Annotated in this window: 19 protein-coding genes; 12 read left to right on the top strand and 7 right to left on the bottom strand. The window is 60.8% G+C overall.

Going from position 1 to position 20453, the window contains the following annotated elements; genetic code table 11:
- The first annotated feature begins 321 nt into the window (after positions 1 to 321).
- The 4 genes from BFE01S_RS45255 (at position 322) to BFE01S_RS34685 (ending at position 1486) form a co-directional block, all read left to right on the top strand.
- Positions 322 to 459 carry a hypothetical protein gene (locus BFE01S_RS45255; protein WP_007183045.1) on the top strand — a complete coding sequence of 46 codons (138 nt, stop codon included), beginning with the start codon at positions 322 to 324 and terminating at the stop codon, positions 457 to 459.
- Positions 460 to 537: 78 nt separating this feature from the next.
- Positions 538 to 798 (top strand): hypothetical protein, encoded by a 261-nt coding sequence (locus BFE01S_RS34695; RefSeq protein ID WP_008344351.1) that lies wholly within the window; start codon positions 538 to 540, stop codon positions 796 to 798.
- Positions 795 to 1190 carry a hypothetical protein gene (locus BFE01S_RS34690; RefSeq protein ID WP_028229442.1) on the top strand — a complete coding sequence of 132 codons (396 nt, stop codon included), beginning with the start codon at positions 795 to 797 and terminating at the stop codon, positions 1188 to 1190. The genes BFE01S_RS34695 and BFE01S_RS34690 overlap by 4 nt, the downstream gene beginning before the upstream one ends.
- Before the next feature lie 11 nt (positions 1191 to 1201).
- Positions 1202 to 1486, top strand: coding sequence for a hypothetical protein (locus tag BFE01S_RS34685; RefSeq protein WP_028229441.1), 285 nt, complete (start codon positions 1202 to 1204; stop codon positions 1484 to 1486).
- Positions 1487 to 1863: 377 nt separating this feature from the next.
- Here BFE01S_RS34685 and BFE01S_RS34680 read toward each other — a convergent pair whose 3' ends face one another.
- The gene (locus BFE01S_RS34680) at positions 1864 to 2577 is read right to left on the bottom strand and encodes a FadR/GntR family transcriptional regulator (RefSeq protein WP_028229440.1); all 714 of its coding nucleotides are present in this window, start codon (positions 2575 to 2577) and stop codon (positions 1864 to 1866) included.
- A gap of 148 nt (positions 2578 to 2725) precedes the next feature.
- Here BFE01S_RS34680 and BFE01S_RS34675 point away from each other — a divergent pair, with 148 nt between their 5' ends.
- From BFE01S_RS34675 to BFE01S_RS34655, 5 genes are all read left to right on the top strand, one after another.
- Positions 2726 to 3607 (top strand): fumarylacetoacetate hydrolase family protein, encoded by an 882-nt coding sequence (locus BFE01S_RS34675; RefSeq protein ID WP_028229439.1) that lies wholly within the window; start codon positions 2726 to 2728, stop codon positions 3605 to 3607.
- Complete coding sequence (locus BFE01S_RS34670; RefSeq protein ID WP_028229438.1) at positions 3604 to 4389, top strand: alpha/beta fold hydrolase; 786 nt, start codon at positions 3604 to 3606, stop codon at positions 4387 to 4389. The genes BFE01S_RS34675 and BFE01S_RS34670 overlap by 4 nt, the downstream gene beginning before the upstream one ends.
- A 23-nt stretch (positions 4390 to 4412) precedes the next feature.
- Entirely contained in the window at positions 4413 to 5756 is a 1344-nt protein-coding gene (locus tag BFE01S_RS34665; protein WP_028229437.1) for a metal-dependent hydrolase family protein, read from the top strand.
- 153 nt (positions 5757 to 5909) lie between these two features.
- Positions 5910 to 7100: an MBL fold metallo-hydrolase gene (locus BFE01S_RS34660; protein ID WP_245621274.1), complete on the top strand. Its 1191-nt coding sequence runs from the start codon at positions 5910 to 5912 to the stop codon at positions 7098 to 7100.
- Between the two features lie 99 nt (positions 7101 to 7199).
- Positions 7200 to 8243 carry a porin gene (locus BFE01S_RS34655; RefSeq protein ID WP_028229435.1) on the top strand — a complete coding sequence of 348 codons (1044 nt, stop codon included), beginning with the start codon at positions 7200 to 7202 and terminating at the stop codon, positions 8241 to 8243.
- 300 nt (positions 8244 to 8543) lie between these two features.
- Here BFE01S_RS34655 and BFE01S_RS34650 read toward each other — a convergent pair whose 3' ends face one another.
- From BFE01S_RS34650 to BFE01S_RS34625, 5 genes are all read right to left on the bottom strand, one after another.
- Positions 8544 to 9263, bottom strand: a complete 720-nt coding sequence (locus BFE01S_RS34650; RefSeq protein ID WP_028229434.1) for a Type 1 glutamine amidotransferase-like domain-containing protein — start codon at positions 9261 to 9263, stop codon at positions 8544 to 8546.
- Between the two features lie 194 nt (positions 9264 to 9457).
- Positions 9458 to 10345, bottom strand: coding sequence for a bifunctional GNAT family N-acetyltransferase/NUDIX hydrolase (locus BFE01S_RS46695; protein ID WP_245621273.1), 888 nt, complete (start codon positions 10343 to 10345; stop codon positions 9458 to 9460).
- A 133-nt stretch (positions 10346 to 10478) separates the two neighbouring features.
- Entirely contained in the window at positions 10479 to 11282 is an 804-nt protein-coding gene (locus BFE01S_RS34635) for a lipid II flippase Amj family protein (RefSeq protein ID WP_028229433.1), read from the bottom strand.
- A 140-nt stretch (positions 11283 to 11422) separates the two neighbouring features.
- On the bottom strand, positions 11423 to 11947 hold the full coding sequence (locus BFE01S_RS34630) for an AAA family ATPase (RefSeq protein ID WP_042339757.1): 525 nt from the start codon (positions 11945 to 11947) through the stop codon (positions 11423 to 11425).
- Positions 11948 to 12096: 149 nt separating this feature from the next.
- On the bottom strand, positions 12097 to 15063 hold the full coding sequence (locus tag BFE01S_RS34625; protein ID WP_028229431.1) for a Tn3 family transposase: 2967 nt from the start codon (positions 15061 to 15063) through the stop codon (positions 12097 to 12099).
- Positions 15064 to 15216: 153 nt separating this feature from the next.
- Here BFE01S_RS34625 and BFE01S_RS34615 point away from each other — a divergent pair, with 153 nt between their 5' ends.
- From BFE01S_RS34615 to BFE01S_RS34605, 3 genes are all read left to right on the top strand, one after another.
- Positions 15217 to 16923 (top strand): phage integrase family protein, encoded by a 1707-nt coding sequence (locus tag BFE01S_RS34615; protein ID WP_028229430.1) that lies wholly within the window; start codon positions 15217 to 15219, stop codon positions 16921 to 16923.
- 236 nt (positions 16924 to 17159) lie between these two features.
- Positions 17160 to 18125 carry a DNA-binding protein gene (locus tag BFE01S_RS34610; protein ID WP_028229429.1) on the top strand — a complete coding sequence of 322 codons (966 nt, stop codon included), beginning with the start codon at positions 17160 to 17162 and terminating at the stop codon, positions 18123 to 18125.
- Positions 18126 to 18133: 8 nt separating this feature from the next.
- Positions 18134 to 19612, top strand: a complete 1479-nt coding sequence (locus tag BFE01S_RS34605) for a tyrosine-type recombinase/integrase (protein WP_028229428.1) — start codon at positions 18134 to 18136, stop codon at positions 19610 to 19612.
- A gap of 95 nt (positions 19613 to 19707) precedes the next feature.
- On the opposite strand, the gene BFE01S_RS42185 is transcribed toward BFE01S_RS34605, so the two are convergent.
- Positions 19708 to 20229, bottom strand: coding sequence for a hypothetical protein (locus tag BFE01S_RS42185; RefSeq protein ID WP_156967267.1), 522 nt, complete (start codon positions 20227 to 20229; stop codon positions 19708 to 19710).
- Positions 20230 to 20453 lie beyond the last annotated feature (224 nt).

The following is a 20453-nucleotide window of genomic DNA, read 5'->3' as shown; positions in this document are numbered from 1 at the left end:
CCCACACCCTCGACTGGAGCGTCTATCCCGGCACGCCAGCCCGTCAAGGGCCGCTGCGCTGCCGTCCTCACCCGTTCGGTGCTCGACCTGGCCTGCGGCCAGCTCTGCGCTCCGCTGCGGCTTCCGGGCGTCCCCTTGACCGTCTGACATGCCTCAACACCCATCCAAATATTTACGCAATTACGTATTTACGTATGTACGTAAGCAGACTATAATAGATCCCATGCAGTGACGGCCACGCCTCACCGCATCCCGGCCGGAACCACTGGCGGCTACCAGTCCCCGGCTACGTCGTTCACCGTCCCGTCTAGGAGCATTGGCATGAGCGCGAGTCTGTTCACACTGCATCATTGGATCGTAGTCCTAAGTTGCGCGTACATGGAGTACACGTACACGCCGTGGAACGGTCGCAACTACTACCGCCGCACGGTCGATTACGGCCGCGTCGTCTGGTGCTAACCAGACAAAAACTTCACTGATCGCATTGGCGGCTACCGATGCGATCGGTTCCTGCAACACCCACGTCTAGGAGCAACCATGCACATCAAGTTTCCGGTGCAGAAGGGCATGGCCCTCGCCGAGCTCGGCTACGGCGAAAGCCTGCTGGTTCCGTGCAACGATCGCACGGTGCAATCCGTCCAGTCGTCCATTCAATCGCTGTACGCGAAGAAGGGACTCGCCTCCCGCGAGTTCTCTCAGCGCAAGGCGCTGCTGATCCTCGACGAGCACGTCCTGCCGGTGCCGGTCGTCATCGTCACCCGTCAACGTGCCGAAGTGCTCGAGGAGGTGCCGGCATGAGCAACCTCCTCGATTGCGTGAAGATCCGTGCGATGACGGCGGCCGACGCAGCGGCCGCGATGCGCACGCTGGCCAGCAAGATCGACGGCCAGGTCGGCATCGGCATTTGGGAAGGCTCGATCACGGGCACGCTGAGCGGGCAGACCTACGACGGCAACGACGGCAAGCACGTCGCCGTGTTCCACGACACCAGCTTGGTCGCACCGTTCGGCCCGCACGGCGACGCAGAGAGCGAGGCATGCGCCGCACTGTTCTGCCTTGCCGTGAAGCACGCTGAGGCGCTTGGCGGCCTCGTAGAAGCCGCACAAGCCGTTCTCGACTCGTGGGAGAAGGGCGATCTCGCCGCAGCCGTCCGCAGCCTGTCTGCGGGCCTGCAACGCGTCACTGAGTAGGGGAGGCCGGCATGTCCATCCGCAACATGCCGGTCGACCAGCGCAACGCGAGGCCGGAGCCGGGCCTCGTGATGCGCGTCGGCCTGCCGCATCGAGGCGGGAAGCTCGCCTTCCACGCTTTCAACAACGACTATCCGGTAATGGTGAGCGCTAACGCGTTCTGGAATCCGGCCACTCGTCGCTTTCACTTGCCGCAGGCCAGCGACATCGAGGAGCTCGACTTTGCCGTCGACAGCGCAGGCTTCACCGCGATGAAGCTCTGGCAGAGCAAGGGGCAGCAGCAGGCATCCCCGTGATTTCAATGCAGATTACGACGATAGCGCGATCCAGGCGCGACAAGTGATAGCGGTCAGCCCCCAATATTATATTCAATAAAATCAGATACTTGCTGTCTGGTCTTTCTGCGTTACCTAAGAAACGGTCTGACGAGGCTTATCCGGGGTCGCTTGAGAAAACGGAAAATAAAGCACGTTAGCGGCGGGCGAACGTCGCCAGACGACCCGTTGCGGTCCTTCAGGTTGACCGCACGAACGGCGGATAACTGACGTACTGCAGACGGCCGCCGACGTGAGTGGCCCATCAGTTCTAGCCAGGTGAATTACAGAGCCTCGACACCGCTAGAGCATGAGGCGTGGCACCCCTCGGCTTGCGCCCGCTTGCTTGGCTAAGGCCGTCAGATACCGAACAAGTTGCGCTGAATCTGACGCAGATGCCCTGTCAAGACCTCGCCAGCCTGCTCAGCATCGCGGTCGCGTAATGCTTCGACAATTGCCCGATGCTGCGCTTCGTATTCCTTGCGCCGCTCTGGCGTGAGCGAGTGGCGCTTCAGCCGCCCCCATTCGCCCTGCTCGCGAACGCGATTGGTCAGCTCAAGGACTTTGAGGAAGAACGAGTTATGAGTCGCTAGAGCGAACGTGCGATGCAACTCGCCATCCCAATGCTCAAATTCTTCCACTGTCTGCGCCGCTTCCGACCGCTCGATGCATTCCATCATCCGCGCGAAGTCCGATGACGTCGCGTTGCGTGCAATGAGCTTCGGCATCAACGGTTCGATGAGGAGCCGGGCCTCCATCAACTCAGCCGGGCTCGTCTGCGTCTCGGAAAGCTCGTCAATGACGATTTCCGGCGCCGGCAACGCTTTCGCCGCGCCGGGAAGCACAAAGGTTCCGCTCCCTACGGCCTGCGTAATGAGGCCACGATCCTTCAGGTCCTGCAAAACGCGCCTGACCGCTCCACGCGACGCACCGAATTGCTCGCTCAACTGGCGTTCAGCGGGAAGTTTGACCCCGTCACGCATGCGACCGGACGCAATCTCGTCCTGAAGATATGCCGCCAGCGCCTTTGCGCCAACCGCCCGTACAGGGCTCTTTGCCTCTACATCGCCCATCGTGATGCTCCCCATATCCATTGAGCGAATCATACCATGAGAAGTACCAATTGGTAGCGATATTGGTTAACCCTCACTTGTTAATCGTCCAATTTGGTTCTACAGTACGTCCTACGCAAACCAATTGGACTTACTCAGGAGCTTTTTTATGAAACTTGCAAACCTCCGCGTAGACGGCGCCGCACTGATCGCTATCGTGGACACTGATAAATCGGTGTTCTGGCCCGTGTCCGCGCTGGTCCCGGAATTCCATGGAGACATGGTCCAATTGGTCCAGTCCTTTGGCGAATTCAAAGGCGACCTCCGGCCTCGCGGAGAGGGCCGTGCCCTTAGCGAAGCAACAGTGCTGGCGCCTATCGACCAGCCGCGTCGGAACATCTTCTGCGTGGGCAAGAACTATCACGAGCACGCGGCTGAATTCCAGAAGTCGGGCTTCGACAGCAGCGCCAAGGACGGCGAACACGCCCCTCAAGCACCTGTTGTCTTTACAAAGCCGGCCAGCACGGTCATCGGCCCAGGCGTGAAGATTCCACGCCACGCCGATGTGACCAGCCAGCTCGACTACGAAGCAGAACTCGGTGTCGTTATTGGCAAGGCGGGGCGCGGCATCAAGAAGGCCGACGCGATGGACTACGTCTTCGGCTACACGGTTATCAATGACTTCACCGCACGCGACCTGCAGAAGCTCCATCGCCAATGGTTCATCGGCAAATCGCTCGACGGCTTTTGCCCGATGGGTCCGTACCTCGTGACCGCTGACGAAGTGGACGGCCAGAACATCGACGTGAAGTGCTGGGTCAACGGCGAGTTGCGTCAGAACTCGAACACCAAACAACTGATTTTCGACATTCCGACGCTTATCGAAACGCTGTCGGCAGGCATTGAACTGCAACCCGGCGACGTGATTGCGACTGGCACACCGGCCGGCGTTGGTATCGGCTTCAATCCGCCGAAGTTCCTTCAGAAGGGCGACGTCATTCGCATTGAAATTGAAAACGTCGGCGTGCTGGAAAACGAGGTGGGCGAATGACCACACACGTAATCAGGAACGTCGCGGTAGAAGTCGAGGGCGATGGACAGGCTGTTGTGTGTATTCACGGCCTCGGCGGTTCGTCGAACAACTGGACGCCGGTTCTTTCAGCGTTCGAAGGCATGAAAGTCGTTCGTCCCGAATTGCCCGGCAGCGCCCGCTCGGTGCTCCCTTCCGAACGATTGTCCATCGACCTTTACGTCGATACGCTCGCTGGTGTGCTGGGTGAATTGGGCGTCTCGAAAGCGCACGTCGTTGCGCACTCGATGGGCACCATCGTCGCGCAACACCTGGCCATCAGACATCCCGAACTGGTAAAGAGTCTTGCCCTTTTCGGGCCGTTGCTGGCGCCTCCAGAGCAAGGTCGCCCCGGCATTCAGGCGCGAGCGGCCCTGTCTCGCGAAAAGGGAATCGCAGGCGTGCAGGAAATTGCCGACGCTATCGTCAAGGGCGCGACGAGCGCTGAAACGAAGGCGCAGCGCCCGGTCACCATCGCTCTCGTACGCGAAAGCGTGATGCGTCAGTCGCCGGAAGGCTATGCGCAAAGCTGCGAAGCACTGGCTGGCGCACAGGCGGCCGAGGTCGAAAAGATTTCAGCGCCCACGTTGCTGGTCACTGGCGATGAAGACGGTGTCGGTCAACCGGTCGCCGTGAAGGCAATCGGCGAGCGCATCGCGGGCAGCAAGGTCACGGTCCTCTCCGGCTGCGGCCACTGGACGACCTTCGAAAAGCCCGCCGAATGCGCCGATGAGCTCAAGGCATTTTATAAGTCAATGCAGTAAGTCCCCCACCTATCGGAGGAGACATGAACAGAATCGCTTTTACCAACGTCAACATTTTCGACGGCACTGGCGCAGACCCGTACATCGGTGAAATTCTGGTCGAAAAAAACCGGATTACCAAGGTAGCGAAGAACGGCGACAGCGTGAATGCAAGCGGTGCGCATACCATCGACGGTCGCGGGCGTTTCATCATGCCGGGCATGACCGAAGCGCATACGCACTTCTCGTGGAATGACCAGCCTTCGCTGTCAGCCATTCAGTTCATGCCGCCAGAGGAGCACATCCTGTGGTGCGTCAGGGTGGCCAAGCGCTACCTGGAAATGGGCTTCACGTCTGCGCTCGGTGCGGCGGCTGCCAAGGCTCGTCTCGATGTCGTGTTGCGTAACGCCATCAATGCGGGCGAATTCCCCGGACCGCGTTATCTCGCTGGCAGCCAGGAAATTACGACCCTCGGTGGCCTCGGTGACAACACGTTGCCCCACCTGCCGTTCCGTGAACTGAACTTCGGCGAGGTGGTGAGCGGCCCGGAAGAAGTCCGGCGCGCGGCCCGTATGTTCATCAAATACGGCGTCGACCATCTGAAAATCAACCTGTCTGGCGAATACATCGCAGGCATCCCGGCAGAAGCTTCTCCGTTCTCCGAGGAAGAAATCGCGATGCTGGCGGCGGAAGCCAAACGTGCCGGCAAACGCGTGGCAGCGCACGCCCGCTCTAGCGAGTCAGTCAAGCAGTGCGTGCGTCATGGTCTCGAACTGGTATTCCACGCGAGCTTCGCGGATGAAGAAGCGTTGGACATGCTGGAAGCGAACAAGGATCAGCACTTCGTGGCTCCTGGAATCGGCTGGCTTGTCAGCACGCTCTACCACGCCGAGAAGTGGGGCATCTCCCAGGAAGTCGCGACAAAGATGGGCTATGCACGTGAGCTGGAGGTTGCAGCCGAAACGCTGACCAAGATGCACAAGCGAGGCATCAGGATCCTGCCTGGCGGCGACTACGGCTTCGCATGGATGCCGCATGGTACCAACTCTCGCGACCTCGAATACTTCGTCAAATACATTGGCATGACGCCGAAGGAAGCACTCCTGTCAGCGACGCAACTCGGCGGCGAACTGATGATGCAGCCGGAGAGCATCGGAAAACTGGCCGAGGGCTATTACGCAGACATCGTGCTGGTCGACGGTAACCCGCTCGAAGACCTGAAGGTGCTGCAGGACCCCGCGAAGATTTCCCTGGTCATGAAAGATGGCGAGCTTATCAAGAGTTGCTATGACATGAAGGCCCCAGAAGGTGCTATCCACGTCACTGGCGGCAACGAGCCGATGAGGGATGAAGGCGTCAAGAAGGCCATGGACGCCGAAGTCCATTGAAGTGCAGCCGGGACGTCCGCTCCAGTCCCGGCTGTTTGTTCCCAAAAAAAATGAAGCCGGGTCACCGCGCTCCGCGCGGTGAGACTGTGCTCGTTCAAACATCTGAGGCAGACGGAGATGTGTGATTGCATTGGCAAGGCCCTTGAGCTGGGCATGTCGCGACGCGGCTTTCTGGGCGCGGGCTGGAAAATGGCTGGCGCCGGACTGCCGCTGCTAATGGGCGTGCCGGCGAGCGGAGCTGAAGTAGACCAGCGTAATCAGGCGATGGCTGAATCCCGCGCCAAGGCGCAAAGCCACGACACACGCCTGGTGCTTCTAGGTACGGCAGGAGGTCCCGTCTGGTGGCCGAACTGTGACCGCGAGGGTATCTCTTCTGCGCTCGTCGTGGGCGACGCAGTTTATGTCGTCGACTGTGGCGATGGCGTCGGCAAGCGCTACAAGCAAGCCGAACTCGGTCCCATCAACACCGTGTCAGGCATGACGGGAATGGAAAACCTGCGTGGCATCTTTCTCACACACCTTCACTCAGACCACACAATCGATTACTTCAACCTGTTTCTGTACGGTTGGTACGACGGTCTGGCAGGTGTAAAGCAGCCAGTCCAGATTTATGGTCCCGGCCGACGCGGTCAGATGGAACCGATTTTCAACGTCCCAGGGCAGCCGGCATCCGCGCCTCCTCCAATCGTCAACCCGGAGAACCCGACGCCAGGCACGGTCGATATGACCAACTACCTCTATCAGGCATACGCGCTCGACATCAACGACCGCCTCCGCGATGCTCATCGCCCGGATTTGCGCACCCTGATGCAAGTCCACGACATCGCCATCCCGCCGGTCAATGGTTTCAGAAGCCCCAACGAGACGCCGGTTCCAAAGATGGAGCCATTCCTGGTCCACGAGGACGAACGCGTCCGTGTCACAGCTACGCTGGTAAATCACTTTCCAATCTGGCCTGCGTTCGCGTTCCGCTTTGACACAGACGACGGCTCTGTGACGTTCTCCGGCGATACGTCGCCATGCGAGAACCTGGTCAGGCTCGCACGCAATAGTGACGTGCTCGTCCACGAAGTCATCGACACCACATGGGTTGACGCGCTGTTTCCGCCACCCGTGGGAGAAAAGGAAGCCGCCTTCAGGCAGCACCTGCTCAGCTCACATACATCCATCGACGATGTGGGCAAGGTTGCCGAAGCCGCCGGCGCGAAGACGTTGGTGTTGTCTCACATCGCCCCAGGCCACGCTCCACGGACAAATCTGATGCGAGCGCAACGCAAGTTTTCCGGCCAGCTCATCATCGGCGAAGACCTGATGCAAATTGGCGTCGGCCGCAAGCGAGCCTGACTGACGCAGCAAAGGTAACCCTCACGGTTTTCTATAAGCCAGCGTTGGTAGGCGCTGACGAATTCACCACATCTACCCACATAAAATAGGACTACTAAAATGAAAATTTGGGGATTATTGTCAATCGGAACTGCCGTGGCCGCCTCGTCCGGATTAGGCGCAACACAAGCCTTCGCGCAGTCAAGCGTCACATTGTTCGGGCAAGTGGACCAGTGGATAGGCGCAAAGGAGTTGCCGGGTGCCGAGCGAGCCTGGGGCGTAAGCGGCGGTGGCATGCAAACGTCATATTGGGGTTTGAAAGGACAGGAAGACCTCGGGAATAACCTCAAGGCGATTTTCTCGATAGAAGGCTTTTTCTCCGCCAACAACGGTCAATACGGCGCCTACAAGGGGGATGCCTTCTTCTCCCGTAATTCGTACGTCGGCCTTGAAAGTCTTTATGGCACGGTCACAGCAGGACGGCACACGACACCGTATTTCGTGTCGACCGTGCTGTTCAACCCCTTCGTCGACTCCTACAATTTCTCGCCAGTCGTGCTGCATACGTTCCTGGGTCTGAAGGGACAGGGCCTGGTGGGTGACTCTGGCTGGAACAACTCAATCCAGTATCAGACACCCGACTTCAGCGGGCTGAACGCGACTGCAATCTACGCCTTCGGAAACGCCGCGGGACAAACCGGCCAGAACAAATGGGGTGGGACAGTCGGCTATACGCACGGACCGTTCGCCGCCATGGCGGCATACCAGCAGGTCAAGTTTAACTTCACGCCAAACGACCTCGGAACCGTCGCGCCGGGCTTCTCCAGTCAGCAGGCGGCACAATTGGGCGTCACGTACGATTTCGGCCTTGCGAAGCTGTATGCGCAGTATCAGTACATGAACGATGCCATCGCGCCGGTCGGCGCTCACAGTAATGGCGGGCAGGTTGGCGTGTCGGTGCCGCTCGGTGCGGGCAAGGCCCTCGCATCCTATGCATACACGAAAATGGTCGGGAGCATCGACTCCACCAGAAACACCTGGTCGATCGGATACGACTACAGCGTGTCCAAGCGGACCGACGTTTATGGCGCGTACTTGAACGACCGGGCAACCGCGTTAAGTTCCGGCAATACCTTCGGGGTGGGTATACGAACGTACTTCTAGTGGAACCGGGACACCCTGTGAGAGATCGGGATCAAGGAGCGGCGGACCCGCTCTCCCAGGCTCAGGTCAATTTTTTTGGCCTCGTGCGGCACTCTGATTGTTTGAAAGTGAAGCGTTGAGGGTCGCACCATCTTCGCAGTCGCATGAGATAACGATGGCCGTCGCAAATGTGCCGCATTGCCGACGTCCGACAAACATAAGCGAGCGTCCCTTCATGGCCGACCGCCGCCCAACGCGACAGGCTGCGCCTGAGCTTGGGCGGCCCTTTGTATCATCGGAGTGCAATCTACACTGTGTGCATTACAGGCTAATCTGTTTGGCCGATAACGCCGTCTCAATGACCGTGCCGCCTTCGCGATAGGTTTGATACGCGGTCGATCCCGTTCGCCACGAAAACACGCTGTTGATCGATGTGCCCACGTACATAACGGCCGCAAAGTCATCGATGGCAATCGAAGATGGGATCGACGGGGCTTGTTGCGCCGCATGTAACGTCTCCCGTCTCTTCGGATCGCTGTTGTAATGAACGGCACAGCCACCAGGCAGTAATCCCAGGCAGTCGAGCGGACGATACGCTGAGCCCCAGAACGAATCGGTGAGCCCGGCCTCGAACCAGCACATTGCGCCTGCACTCATGCCCGCGAGCAGCACGCCGCTTTCCCATGCCTCTCGCATAACCGCATCAAGCCCCCATTCCCGCCAGACGGCAAGTGCAGACTTGGTGTTACCGCCACCGACAAAAATAGCGTCCTGCTCAAGCAGCCTCGGGCGGAAATCGGAGACACGAATTGACCTCGCGTCGGGTTGCCGAAAGAACGCAAGATGAGACGTTTCACAGCCCAAGTCACCGTACGCGGCGTGGAACTTGTCGAGATGCGCGGGCAAGTCTCCGCTGGGCGTCGCCACATAGCAGATACGCGGTCGCGCCTTTCCTGTGAGGCCAGTGATATGCCTGTCGATAGGCGATGGCGCGTCCTCCATCATGAAGCCGCCACCGCCTACTGCTAGGATACGTTGCATGGATGCTCCCGGCGTTGATCGTCGTTGTCGCGTGAACTGAAAGCCGCTTGGTTTCGCGATTGTCGACGATCCAGAAAGCCGTGTCGAACGCCTCAATTGGCCGATCAGTAGCTCACGCAAATCGCATATCCAGCTCGCATAGCCGCCGAAGGGCGGTCGGCGGCACGCGACCCATTCCGGTCGTCTGGTTTGCTTCATAGCGGGCGTTCAGCGGCGAAAACTCCGGCGTTATCGAGCATCTGAATTAGTTCTTCAGGATAGACAGTCTCGGTGGTGCTGGACAGTTCCTCCCGGCTCCACCATTGATGATCCGCCATCACTTGCTTCTCTTCGGCGGTCCAACTGTCGCGTGAAATGGATTCCGTGTCGGTATCCACGACGAAATACTGCTCGACGGCGAACACATGCTCGCCGTCCGGCAACTGCAAGAGCAGTTCGCGTCGTCCCACCGGCTGTGATAACCGCGCCTTGCGAATGCCTGTTTCTTCGCGAAGCTCGCGTATCGCCGCGTCTGCAAACGTCTCGCCCTGCTCGACACCGCCGCCCGGCGTTGCCCAATAGGCCTTCCCAGCGAGCGCGCCAGATTTATGGGCGAAACGGAATAACAACACGCGCCTCTTTGGAGTGGTTATTAGAAGCCTGGCCGATGGCCGCTCGCGCAACGGATTCGCTGCTTTCTGGTAGAGCGACCATACATAGCCGCCGGCTTCTGGCTCGGCGTACTGCCCTACGCGGATGAATCCAAGCGACTCGTAATAAGCGCACAGCTTTGCGTTGTGGACAGCGCAGTCGAGTCGAATAAAACGCCGATTCAACGCGCTAATCTTGTCACCGCACCAATCAAGCATAAAGCTGCCGAGTCCGCGTCCGTTAAAGTCCTTCCGCACAGAAAGGCCATGGACGTAACCGGCAATCGGTTCTTTAGGCCCCCAATGCTTGTCCTCATCGAGAACCAGCGAAAACGTTGCCACTGGAGTGCCTTCCAGTTCAACTACGTACACTTCCTTTTGAGAGACATTGTTTCGTACCCAGTTTTCCGAAAACCCGTCCCCGTCCTTCCCCCACGCATAGTCGCCGTACATGACCTTCCTAGCGTGCGCATCGTTTCGAATCTGTGTAAGTACGGGTACGTCATCTCCCGTTGCCCGGCGGATGCTTTTCGAGGCCATCGCTCAAATCTCCGTTAAGGAGTCTTCGAAATGAAAAAACGCGCCGCTAAATGAGTTCGGCGATGCGAACAATGATCAACGCCGCTGGAACGAGCACCGCCTGTGCGCATAGTGTCCCGAGAACGCGTGCGCCCGCGAGAGTGGTAATGGCCCGTCGAAAGCTATTTTCGGAGATCCGACCTTCGATTACATCGTCCGTCATCACTGAAACTTGCGGATCGATGACGACTGCCAATATCACGGTCGCGAAGCCATTGATAACGGATGACAGGTTCGCGCATGTAACTCGCAAGTCGGGTTTCAAGAATCCAGCATATAGTGACGCGAAAACGCCCACCGTCCAGATCGCCATCGCGATTACGTTCAATCCTATAACCCTCCAGGAAACGCCCGCGCCAGTTGCCAGTTGAGTGACGTTGCGCCGGGACGGAAGTCGTGCTCCAAGCCGAATATAGCTGACGCCCCCGCGGCTAAAGATATGGAGTAGCAGACGAGGGATCGAGCGGTTTGCTTGAAAGTGATCGACAGCGCGGCTGAAATAACGCTGGAACGTGGGAATGAGAAACGCGCCCGCAGTGCTTGCCACCGTGGCGGTAAGCAGGAAAAGCCGAAAGTCGCCGAGCAGACCATGCTCCATGTGACGAGCAATATCAAGCTCAACCCGCTTCGCTATGAATGGTCCTTGAAAGGAATTTGCCGTTCGGGAAACCAAGGCGATGATCCCGAATAGAGAAAATGACACGGCGATGCGGCGCGTGCGAACACCAGCAATCCGCACTGCATACGCAAGTGTCGCGATCACATGGATTACGAATGTAAGCCCGCATATGACCAAAAGCTGGGTGTCCATGTTGTCGCCGCGAGGTTGGCAAGAACCGAAGTCTACCTGAGTACCCCCGGCCCGTTTGTCGGCGATCCTGGTTCACTGATGTGTGATCGGAATTGGTCGAACGTCGCCTCATACAACCAGCATGTTCGGCGTACTTTGCGCTAAACGACCCGATTCCCAAGTGGGGTCAACGGCAGTCGTTGCATGATTCCTTCGACGGCCTGCTCAACCGAAGACTTTGCGGTGTCGACGACGAGGTGCGCGGATTCCCATGGCTCGTATTGACGTTCGAGCACGCTCTGCCATGTCGGCAATTGAAAATCGGGGATATCGGACTTTCGCCCCTCTACCCGATGCCGGTGCATTACAGCATCCGAACAAACCAATTCGATCTCGAAAATCCGCGCGCCTGCGTTGATCGCCACATTTCTCCAGGCGTTACGCGTAATCTCCAACGAATTGACCGAGTCCGCGACGACAGTCAACCCAAGCCGTAAATTATCGCCGGCAACCGCATATGCGGCCACATAACCGGCAGCCCCGATATCCGCATCGCTGCGTTCGCACGCCTTGATCGCCTGTTCCAACGTATCTATGCGTAGATAAACGGCACCGAGCTTGCGTGCAAGTGTTTGCGCTACTGTTGTCTTCCCGGTGCCCGGTAGTCCGCCGAAGGCTATCAACACGTTCGATGCTCCCTGATCAGTCGACGCAGACAGATGGTTACCGATCTACGTCACCAGGTCGACTGTCTCCTTGTGGCCGCACTGCTACCGCTCGGCCAGCTTACTTAGGACAGTTGCCGCGCATAACACTCCACCAGGAAAGGCTAACGCTAGTGGTCCCGGGCGGGACGCAGTGGCCGGAATCCACCGCGCCGCACGTTCTGGTCCTCGCGCCACACGTAATCGCCCGTCAGGTTGATGTGCTCCCAGCCAAGCGGTGAGAGATACGGTAACAAAACTGCATCGGGCGGGGTACCGCGTGTGACCATCGCGTGGACAGCCCGTTCGAGGTAGACGGTGTTCCACAGAACGATTGCGGCAGTGACCAGATTCAGGCCACTTGCACGGTAGCGCTGCGACTCAAAGCTGCGATCGCGGATTTCGCCAAGCCGGTAGAAGAAGACCGAACGTGCAAGTGCATTGCGGGCCTCGCCCTTGTTCAGGCCGACGTGAACGCGGCGGCGCAGTTCGACGTTCTGCAGCCAGTCGAGGATGAACAGTGTACGCTCGATACGACCGATCTCGCGTAGCGCAACGGCGAGGCCGTTCTGCCGCGGATAGCTGCCGAGCTTGCGCAGCATCAATGAAGCGGTGACGGTACCCTGCCGGATCGACGTCGCCAGGCGCAGGATCTCGTCCCAGTTCCGCCGGATTGCCTTCTCGTTGTACGCGTCACCAATCATCGACTGAAGCGCCGGATAGTCCTTCACGCTGCCAGGCACGTACAGCTTCATGTCGTGGAGATCGCGGATGCGGGGCGCGAACCGGAAGCCCAGCAGGTGCATCAATGCAAAAACGTGGTCGGTGAAACCGTTGGTGTCGGTGTAATGTTCCTGAATGCGCAGATCCGACTCGTGGTATAGCAGGCCGTCGAGCACGTAGGTCGAATCGCGCACGCCGACGTTCACGAGGTTCGGGTAGAACGGAGCGTATTGGTCGGAGATGTGCGTGTAGAACATGCGGCCCGGTTCGGCGCCATACTTCGGGTTCACATGTCCGGTGCTCTCGGCGCGTCCGCCGGCCCGAAAACGCTGCCCGTCCGATGACGAAGTGCTGCCGTCACCCCAATGGGTAGCGAACGGATGGGCGAACTGTGCGTTGACCAGTTCGGCCAGCGCCTGCGAATACGTCTCGTCACGGATGTGCCACGCCTGCAGCCACGACAGTTTCGCGTAGGTGGTCCCCGGGCATGCTTCTGCCATCTTTGTCAGTCCGAGGTTTATCGCATCGGCCAGGACCGTCGTGAGCAGCAATGTCTTGTCTTTTGCGGTCTCTCCGGTCTTCAGGTGCATGAAATGGCGAGTGAATCCGGTCCACGCATCGACCTCCATCAGCAGTTCGGTGATCTTCACGCGCGGCAGTATGGTCGAGGTCTGATCGATCAGCGCCTGGGCCGCCTCGGGAACCGCTGCATCGAGTGGCGTGATTTTCAGGCCCGATTCCGTAATGATCGCATCGGGCAGTCCGTTTTCGGCCGCGAGCCGGTTGACGGTTGCCAGCCGCTCCTCCAGCAACTGCCGCCGCTCGTTCAGGTAACGGTCGCAGTCGGTGGTGATGGGTAGTGGCAGCGCATTGTCCCGCCTGATCGCCTGGAAATTTTCCGCCGGAAGCAGATAGTCGTCGAAGTCCTTGAACTGGCGTGAGCCCTGCACCCAGATGTCGCCTGATCGCAGCGCATTCTTCAACTCGGCCAGCGCACACAACTCGTAGTAACGACGATCAATACCGGTGTCGGTCAAGACCAGTTGTTTCCACCGCGGCTTGACGAAGGCGGTCGGCGCGTCCGCCGGCATCTTGCGCACGCCATCATTGTCCATGGCCTTGATCATGTTGACGGCGTTGAGCACATCGGTCGCCGCCGGCGCCGCGCGCAGTTTCAGGATTTCGAGGAAAGCCGGTACGTAGCGACGCAGCGTCGCGTAATGGTCGCCGATCTGATGCAGGAAATCGAACGCTTCGGGCTGGGCCAGTTGCTCGGCCTCGCTGACACTTTTCGTGAATACCTCCCACGACATGACGGACTCGATCGCCTTGAAGGCATCGCCGCCATTTTCCCTGGCCTTCAGCAGGGCGCGGCCGAGCTTCCCGTACAGTCTCACCTTGTCGTTGATCGCCTTGCCCGAGCGGTGGAACTGCTGCTGATGTTTCTTTTTCGCGGCATTGAAAAGCCGGCCGATGATGCGGTCGTGCAGGTCGACGATTTCATCGGTGACTGTTGCCGTCGCTTCCATGACGATGGCCGCAAGGGTTGCGTGACGGCGCTGTGTTTCGAACTTCCCGAGGTCGTGTGGCGTCATCTGCGCGCCTTCGCGCGCAATCTTGAGCAAACGGTTTCTGTGCACCAGCCGGTCGAGGCCCGCGGGCAGGTCGACGGCGTGAAGGATTTTCAGGCGGTCGATGTGCTGCAGCATCTGTCGCGAACTCGCCTTGCCCGGCGGCAGCCGCAACCATGCCAGCCACGTCATGCGGCCGTCGTCCCGACGCTTCAGTAACTCGTCGAGTCTTCGCCGGTGACCGTCCGACAGCAATTCCGTGAGCACGTCGTGGATGCGACGCGTCGCGCGGGTGACCGCTTCAGCACAGATCCGCTCGATCACGTTCGAACCCGGCAACAGGATTGCCTGCCGGCGCAGATATTCGAGCAGCGCCTGCGCGAGTACGAAGCCCTTGTCGGTCTGCATTGCCAGGTCGACGAGTGCCAGTACCGCCGGACGGTAGTCGGCCACCGTAAGCGGACGCAGTTGCAGCGCCGCCTGCAGTTCGAGCAGATGCTCACGGCGCGTCTGGTCCCGCTGCGCGTACGCCTCCCAGTGCGACGGTGCAATGCCGAGTTGCCCGGCAACGTACCGCAGCAGCGCGGGCGGAGGCTCGACACCAGCGCTCAAAGCGAAGCCCGGAAAACGCAAGCAGCAGAGCTGGACGGCAAATCCGAGGCGATTGGCCGTTCCTCGATGCTGCCTGATCAGCGACATGTCCTGCTCGCTAAACGTGTAGTGGCGAATTAGATCATCGTGGCTGTCAGGGAACGAAAACAGGCTGTCTCGCTCGGCCGGCGAGAGAATGGAACGACGGGGCATGGTGGGCTCGACAGAGGATGGGGATGGCGCTGACGGCGGGTTGCAGCACCGATTCCACTGGACTGACGGTTCAGAAAAACAGCAGTGTAATACGATCCATTGCCATAATCCTTCTTATCGCAATGGATGCCTTTTTGCACTAAACTGACAAACATGAAAACGCGTCAGTCCCGGCCTGCCTCGCACCCGGCCTCCACCGAACCGCTGGCGTTTCCGGATGCCGACCAGCTTGCGGCGCTGCGCGGCTGGTATGCCGGCCTGTCTTCGCGGGCCGCCGTGGACCGCTACCTGTCTCACGCACGCGCGCCGGGCGCATCGGCGCGCGGCATCATCGGCGCGATCCGCCGTCAGCTTGTCAACCTTGCCGTTGAACGCCAGCGCGCCGATCTTGCTGATCTGCTGCAACATCCTGTTGGTGACCGGCTCGCCCGGGCAGGCGCGGTCGCACACGCGATCGAAATCCTGCGTGCGTTGCCGATGCCACAACCGCAGATCGCCGATGACATCGGCCTGTGGCTGACGCCGCGCGCGGCGCGCGTGCTGCGTGCGCATGGCATCGCGACCCTCGCGGACCTGACCGTGCGGGTGCCGCGTCGACGCCGCTGGTGGAGCACGGTGCGCGGACTTGGCCAGACCAGTGCCCGGCAGATCGAGGCATTCTTTGCCGCCCATCCGCAACTGACGGAACGCGCTCACGCGCTGGTTGCCGTGACCACGTCGGGCGTCGTCGTCCCATGGGAGCAGGTGAGGGTGCCGCACGAGGTGGATGGTTCGCACGGCAGCTTCCGGGCGCCCAGGCGGGCCTGCGCGCTTGACGCGAACAACGACTATGACGCGGTTCACGCGTGGCTCGCGTTGCACGAAACTCCTGCCACGCAGCGTGCCTACCGCAAGGAGGCTGAACGCCTGATTCTCTGGGCCATCGTCGAACGTGGACGGGCGCTGTCCTCGCTCACAACAGAGGATGCGATCGCGTATCGGAGCTTTCTGCGGCATCCCGGTCCGCGCGAGCGGTGGGTCGGGCCGCCGCGGCCGCGCAGCGCCCCAGACTGGCGCCCGTTCTCTGGAAACCTGTCGGGCCGCTCGACCGCCTACGCACTCTCCGTGCTGGGCGCCCTGTTTCGCTGGCTGATCGAGCAACGCTACGTGCTTACCAATCCGTTTGCCGGTATCAAGGTGCGTGGCAAAACGCGTGTCGCGCCACTTGACACGGCGCGCGGCTTCACGGAAGGCGAATGGGGGCTGCTTCGCACGATCGCCAACGGACTGGAATGGTCCTACGGCTGGGAAGCACCCGCCGCGCAGCGGCTGCGCTTCCTGCTCGACTTTTCCTACGCAACCGGTCTGCGTGCGAGCGAACTTGTCGGCGCGAGGCTTGGCGACATCCGGATAGATGAACGCGGTGCCCACTGGCTCAATCTCGTGGGCAAGGGAGGCAAGCCCGGCAAGGTGGCTTTGCCGCCACTCGCGCGCGTTGCACTCGAACAGTACCTCGTCCAGAGGCATCTGCCAGTGACACCGCGGCGCTGGGATCCGAAAGCCCCGCTACTGGCGAGTTTTGATGGGGAAGGAGCAACGGGCATCACCCGTTCCCGTCTGTGGTTCGTGATGCGCGGTTTTTTCCGCCTGGCCGCCGATGTCATCGGCACCGATTATCCCGTACTAGCTGAAAAGTTGCATCGCGCCAGCCCCCACTGGACGCGCCATACCCACGCCACCCATGCGCTTGCTCGCGGCGCGGAGCTGACGACCGTGCGGGACAACCTGCGCCACGCCTCTATCGCAACGACCTCGATCTACCTGCTAAGCGACGAGGCTAAACGCTCCCGCCAGATGGACGAAGCGTTCGCCGCGCCGTAGCCCACGCCCTTTCCGACAGGGCGTCGCCGGCTAAACGTGCTTTATTTTCCGTTTTCTCAAGCGACCCCTATCCGGGCGTCAGATGCCTTGACGGGCGATACGGGGTGTGTTTGGCGGTGATAATAGTAGTTATCCTTGATATTTATGTTTGCAGCATCAAAGAAGCGGTTCTATAGCGTTATACATGTGTGAAATAATCTGGCGGAAATGATCATTTTTCCCGCCAGGAGCCCGCCATGCCCCGTCCGGCCGTTGTTACCCCCGAACAGATCCGCTCCACCGTGCTGTCGATGCTCGCCGAGGCTGGCGATGCCGAGCCGCCCACCGGCGAACGCTTCCGCAAGGTCGTGTCGGTACGGAAACTCCGCGCGCGACTTGGTGCGGGCGATCCGGCAACCCTTGCGCGGACGCTGAACGCCATCGAGGCCGAGGTCGTGCGCGCGGGACTCGCCGACATCGCGATGCCCGGCATCCCCGTCGAAATCGCCGAGCTGATGCGCGCGCTGTGGCAGGCGGCCGTCGCCGTGCAACTTGACGACGTGGTGCGCCTGAAGGCCGAGGCACAGCGGGCGATCGCGGCGGCCGATGCGGCGCGCACCGATGCCGAACTGCGCGTCGAACTGCTGCGCCAGGAACTGACCGAGCTTCGAGCGTCCGTCGCCACACGCGATACCGAACTGGCCGATCTGCGGGCCCAGAACACGATGCTGCTCGACCGGAGCGCGGCACTCGATGCGACGGCCCAGGAACGCCAGGCGCAACTCGACGCCGCGACAGCGGAGCGGGCTACGGTTGAGCGCACTCACGCGGGCGCACTGGCGGACGTGCAACATCGTTACGAGGCGCTGTCGAAACAGTTGCTGCAGGAAACCGCCCACCAGCGCGAGGCCCTGAAAAAAGAGCATGCAAACGCCGCGTCGCAACTCAAGTTCGCCGAGCGCCGTGTTGCCACGCTTGACGGCGAACGCGAACGGCTCGAAGGCGACCTCGCGAGCGAGCGCGAGGCCCGCCAGCAGGCGGTCGGCGAAGCGCTGGCCCTCAAGGCAATCAACGCGAGCCAGTATGCGCAGCTCGACGAACTGCTGCGCATCGTATCGGCACAGGGGGCCCGTCGTACACCAGCGGCATCCAGCGGTCTCGCGACCGCGAGGCGTACCGCGGGCACCCTGAAGAGCGGCACGACGAAGCCCAGGAAATCATGAGCAAAACAATGAATCCCGCCGACTGGATCGATGGCGGCATGACGCCACCGCGGCGGCTGCCGGCGGACACCGGCGCGGCGCTCGCGTATCTGGCCGACACGCTCGGCCACGTCGTCTACACGCGCTGGACCCTGGCAGCGATCAGGGGCCGGTACGCGTCGCTCGCCGACGCGAAGGTCGCCCATCCGGCGGTCATGCGGCAGTTGCTTGATCACGCGGTCGTGATCGAGTACTGGGATCGCGGCCGGGTACGCACCGCGGCCATCGACGATGCGCCGACACCGGAGGTGGTGCTGCAACGCGTTCTGCACACGCACCGGCGGCGCTTCAAGGTCTCACCCGAAGCCGGGTTGCCGGCGGCGACCGGTGAGCCGATACGGGATACGACAGCGCTGGTCACGGTGCCGCAACCCTTGATCGCATGGCTTGCTCGGGCTGGACGCTTCGCGAATGTGGCGAGCGCAACCAACACGCTCGGCGTGGGCGACGACGCGCAGGCTGTCGCGCTCTTCCTGCGCGATCGCGCGAGCCGCTCGCCGCATACGCTGCGTGCATACCGGACCGAACTGCGGCGGCTGGTCGCGTGGTGCGAAGCGCAGCAGTTCGGTCCGCTGTCGGATCTCACGCGCCACGACCTGCTCGCGTACCGGCAGGCATTGCGCAAGCCCGCTTATGACGCCGTCGACGACAACAACAACAACCGGGCGGTGGCGGAAGCGACCCAGGCACGGGCACTCGCGGTCGTCGCGAGCCTGTTCCGCTACTGGACCGAGACCGGCTATCTGACCGCCAATCCGGCTGCAGGGCTCGTGCGTGGCGGACGTTCGCGCACGAGCTTCGCACCGCAACGGATGCTGCCGGGCGCGTTGCTTGCCGCATGCGACGCCTGGGTCGCTGAAGGTTTCAAGGACGATGACGCGCTGGTCGTCGCGCGGCGCCGCGCAATCTGGGCGCTGTACCGGTACGCCGGCGTGCGCCTGGTTGAACTCGTGTGGTCCGACGACGCGCAGTTGCCGAAGCTCGAAGTTGATGACGGCGAGTGCTGGACGCTGCACGTGCTGGGCAAGGGTCGCAAGACGCGTGCGGTTCCGTTGCCGGGACTCTGCGTGCCGATCCTGAAAACGTACCGGCAACTGCGCGGGCTGCCGCCGCAGCCCAGTCCCTATGAGCACGCGGCGCTGATTCACGGACTTAAGGGCGGCTCGCTGCACAGCTCCGGCCTCTACGATGAGGTGAAGGCAATCTTCATCGCGGCGGCCGACCGCATCGAGAAAACCGATCATGCGGGCGCTGCGCGCCTGCGATCGGCATCACCGCACTGGCTGCGACACGGCTATGCGAGGCAACTCGTGGTGGACCATCAGGTACCATTGCCGGCCGCACAGGCTCTGCTCGGGCACGCGTCGGTGCAAACGACCGCCGGCTACGCAAAAACCGACCTGTCGCAGTTACGTACCTTTGTGGACCAGACGTTCAGCGACCGTTGATCGAGGCCGTGCTGAGCGCGCCGTGCGGCTTGTGCTTGCCTATCGGGGTATTCGTACCTTTCGTGCAATTTCTGGCGGTTAGTCTCTAAAAATTATTATTTATCAACGACTTGGTGAATTCGTGTTTCGAGGAAATGTTGCAGCACGAGAAGCCTTTCTGGACGGGGCTCTACGAGCGATGACCGCCAGAAATTGCACGAAAGGTACGAATACCCCAAGGAGCCGTCGGGCCACCACAGTGCACCGGTTGCACTGACAAGGATGACCACGGCGATGATCACGAACTGTCGCGGTCCCCATCTTGATTCGGGTAGCAAACGCGTCAGTTCGAGGCGTGCGCCTGCAAAAGTAAGTATCAGGAATGACAGCCACCACGGTACTGCGGCCAATATGTCACCGACGATCAGCCACACGCCATTGCCGACCGCCCAGCAGACTGCAGCGCCGGCCAGGACGACCAGAAACAACGTGGGTTGATGCCAGGCCAGCTTGATGCTGACAGCCAGCAGGATACCAGCAGCGATCACAAGCAACGCCTGCACGACCGGCGCTGGCGCACCGACCAGCAGCGCGGCTCCGGCAACCACCGTGCCCGTCGGTCCGAGATAAGGCGCCACCCGCTGTTATCGCCACCGTCCGGTCCAAACTGATCACGGCGCCGAAAAACACCGGAACCATCAGCATGTCGTGCCAGGCTGCGCGTGTCAGTGCGAACGTCGGCACCTTCACGCCAAGGCGTGCCAAACCGGTCAGCACGGCGCAGGCGAGCAGCGGGACCGCGGCGATGCCTGTGGCGGCCGGTGCAAATCGCAACAGGGCTTTGGTACGCATGGTCGTTGCC

This window comes from Paraburkholderia ferrariae NBRC 106233 (assembly GCF_000685035.1).
Taxonomy (GTDB): Bacteria; Pseudomonadota; Gammaproteobacteria; order Burkholderiales; family Burkholderiaceae; genus Paraburkholderia; species Paraburkholderia ferrariae.
Note: the sequence above shows the minus strand (reverse complement) of the source record. Positions and strands in the feature narration are given on the sequence as shown.

Bases quoted from the DNA above. Each gene is read 5' to 3' on its own strand.
- BFE01S_RS34655 (WP_028229435.1), top strand. From the start codon at position 7,200: ATGAAAATTTGGGGATTATTGTCAATCGGAACTGCCGTGGCCGCCTCG.
- BFE01S_RS34650 (WP_028229434.1), bottom strand. From the start codon at position 9,263: ATGCAACGTATCCTAGCAGTAGGCGGTGGCGGCTTCATGATGGAGGAC.
- BFE01S_RS34685 (WP_028229441.1), top strand. From the start codon at position 1,202: ATGTCCATCCGCAACATGCCGGTCGACCAGCGCAACGCGAGGCCGGAG.
- BFE01S_RS34680 (WP_028229440.1), bottom strand. From the start codon at position 2,577: ATGGGCGATGTAGAGGCAAAGAGCCCTGTACGGGCGGTTGGCGCAAAG.
- BFE01S_RS34695 (WP_008344351.1), top strand. From the start codon at position 538: ATGCACATCAAGTTTCCGGTGCAGAAGGGCATGGCCCTCGCCGAGCTC.
- BFE01S_RS34625 (WP_028229431.1), bottom strand. From the start codon at position 15,063: ATGCCCCGTCGTTCCATTCTCTCGCCGGCCGAGCGAGACAGCCTGTTT.
- BFE01S_RS34615 (WP_028229430.1), top strand. From the start codon at position 15,217: ATGAAAACGCGTCAGTCCCGGCCTGCCTCGCACCCGGCCTCCACCGAA.
- BFE01S_RS34670 (WP_028229438.1), top strand. From the start codon at position 3,604: ATGACCACACACGTAATCAGGAACGTCGCGGTAGAAGTCGAGGGCGAT.
- BFE01S_RS46695 (WP_245621273.1), bottom strand. From the start codon at position 10,345: ATGTACGGCGACTATGCGTGGGGGAAGGACGGGGACGGGTTTTCGGAA.
- BFE01S_RS34635 (WP_028229433.1), bottom strand. From the start codon at position 11,282: ATGGACACCCAGCTTTTGGTCATATGCGGGCTTACATTCGTAATCCAT.
- BFE01S_RS34610 (WP_028229429.1), top strand. From the start codon at position 17,160: ATGCCCCGTCCGGCCGTTGTTACCCCCGAACAGATCCGCTCCACCGTG.
- BFE01S_RS34665 (WP_028229437.1), top strand. From the start codon at position 4,413: ATGAACAGAATCGCTTTTACCAACGTCAACATTTTCGACGGCACTGGC.
- BFE01S_RS34605 (WP_028229428.1), top strand. From the start codon at position 18,134: ATGAATCCCGCCGACTGGATCGATGGCGGCATGACGCCACCGCGGCGG.
- BFE01S_RS34690 (WP_028229442.1), top strand. From the start codon at position 795: ATGAGCAACCTCCTCGATTGCGTGAAGATCCGTGCGATGACGGCGGCC.
- BFE01S_RS34675 (WP_028229439.1), top strand. From the start codon at position 2,726: ATGAAACTTGCAAACCTCCGCGTAGACGGCGCCGCACTGATCGCTATC.
- BFE01S_RS34660 (WP_245621274.1), top strand. From the start codon at position 5,910: ATGTCGCGACGCGGCTTTCTGGGCGCGGGCTGGAAAATGGCTGGCGCC.
- BFE01S_RS45255 (WP_007183045.1), top strand. From the start codon at position 322: ATGAGCGCGAGTCTGTTCACACTGCATCATTGGATCGTAGTCCTAAGT.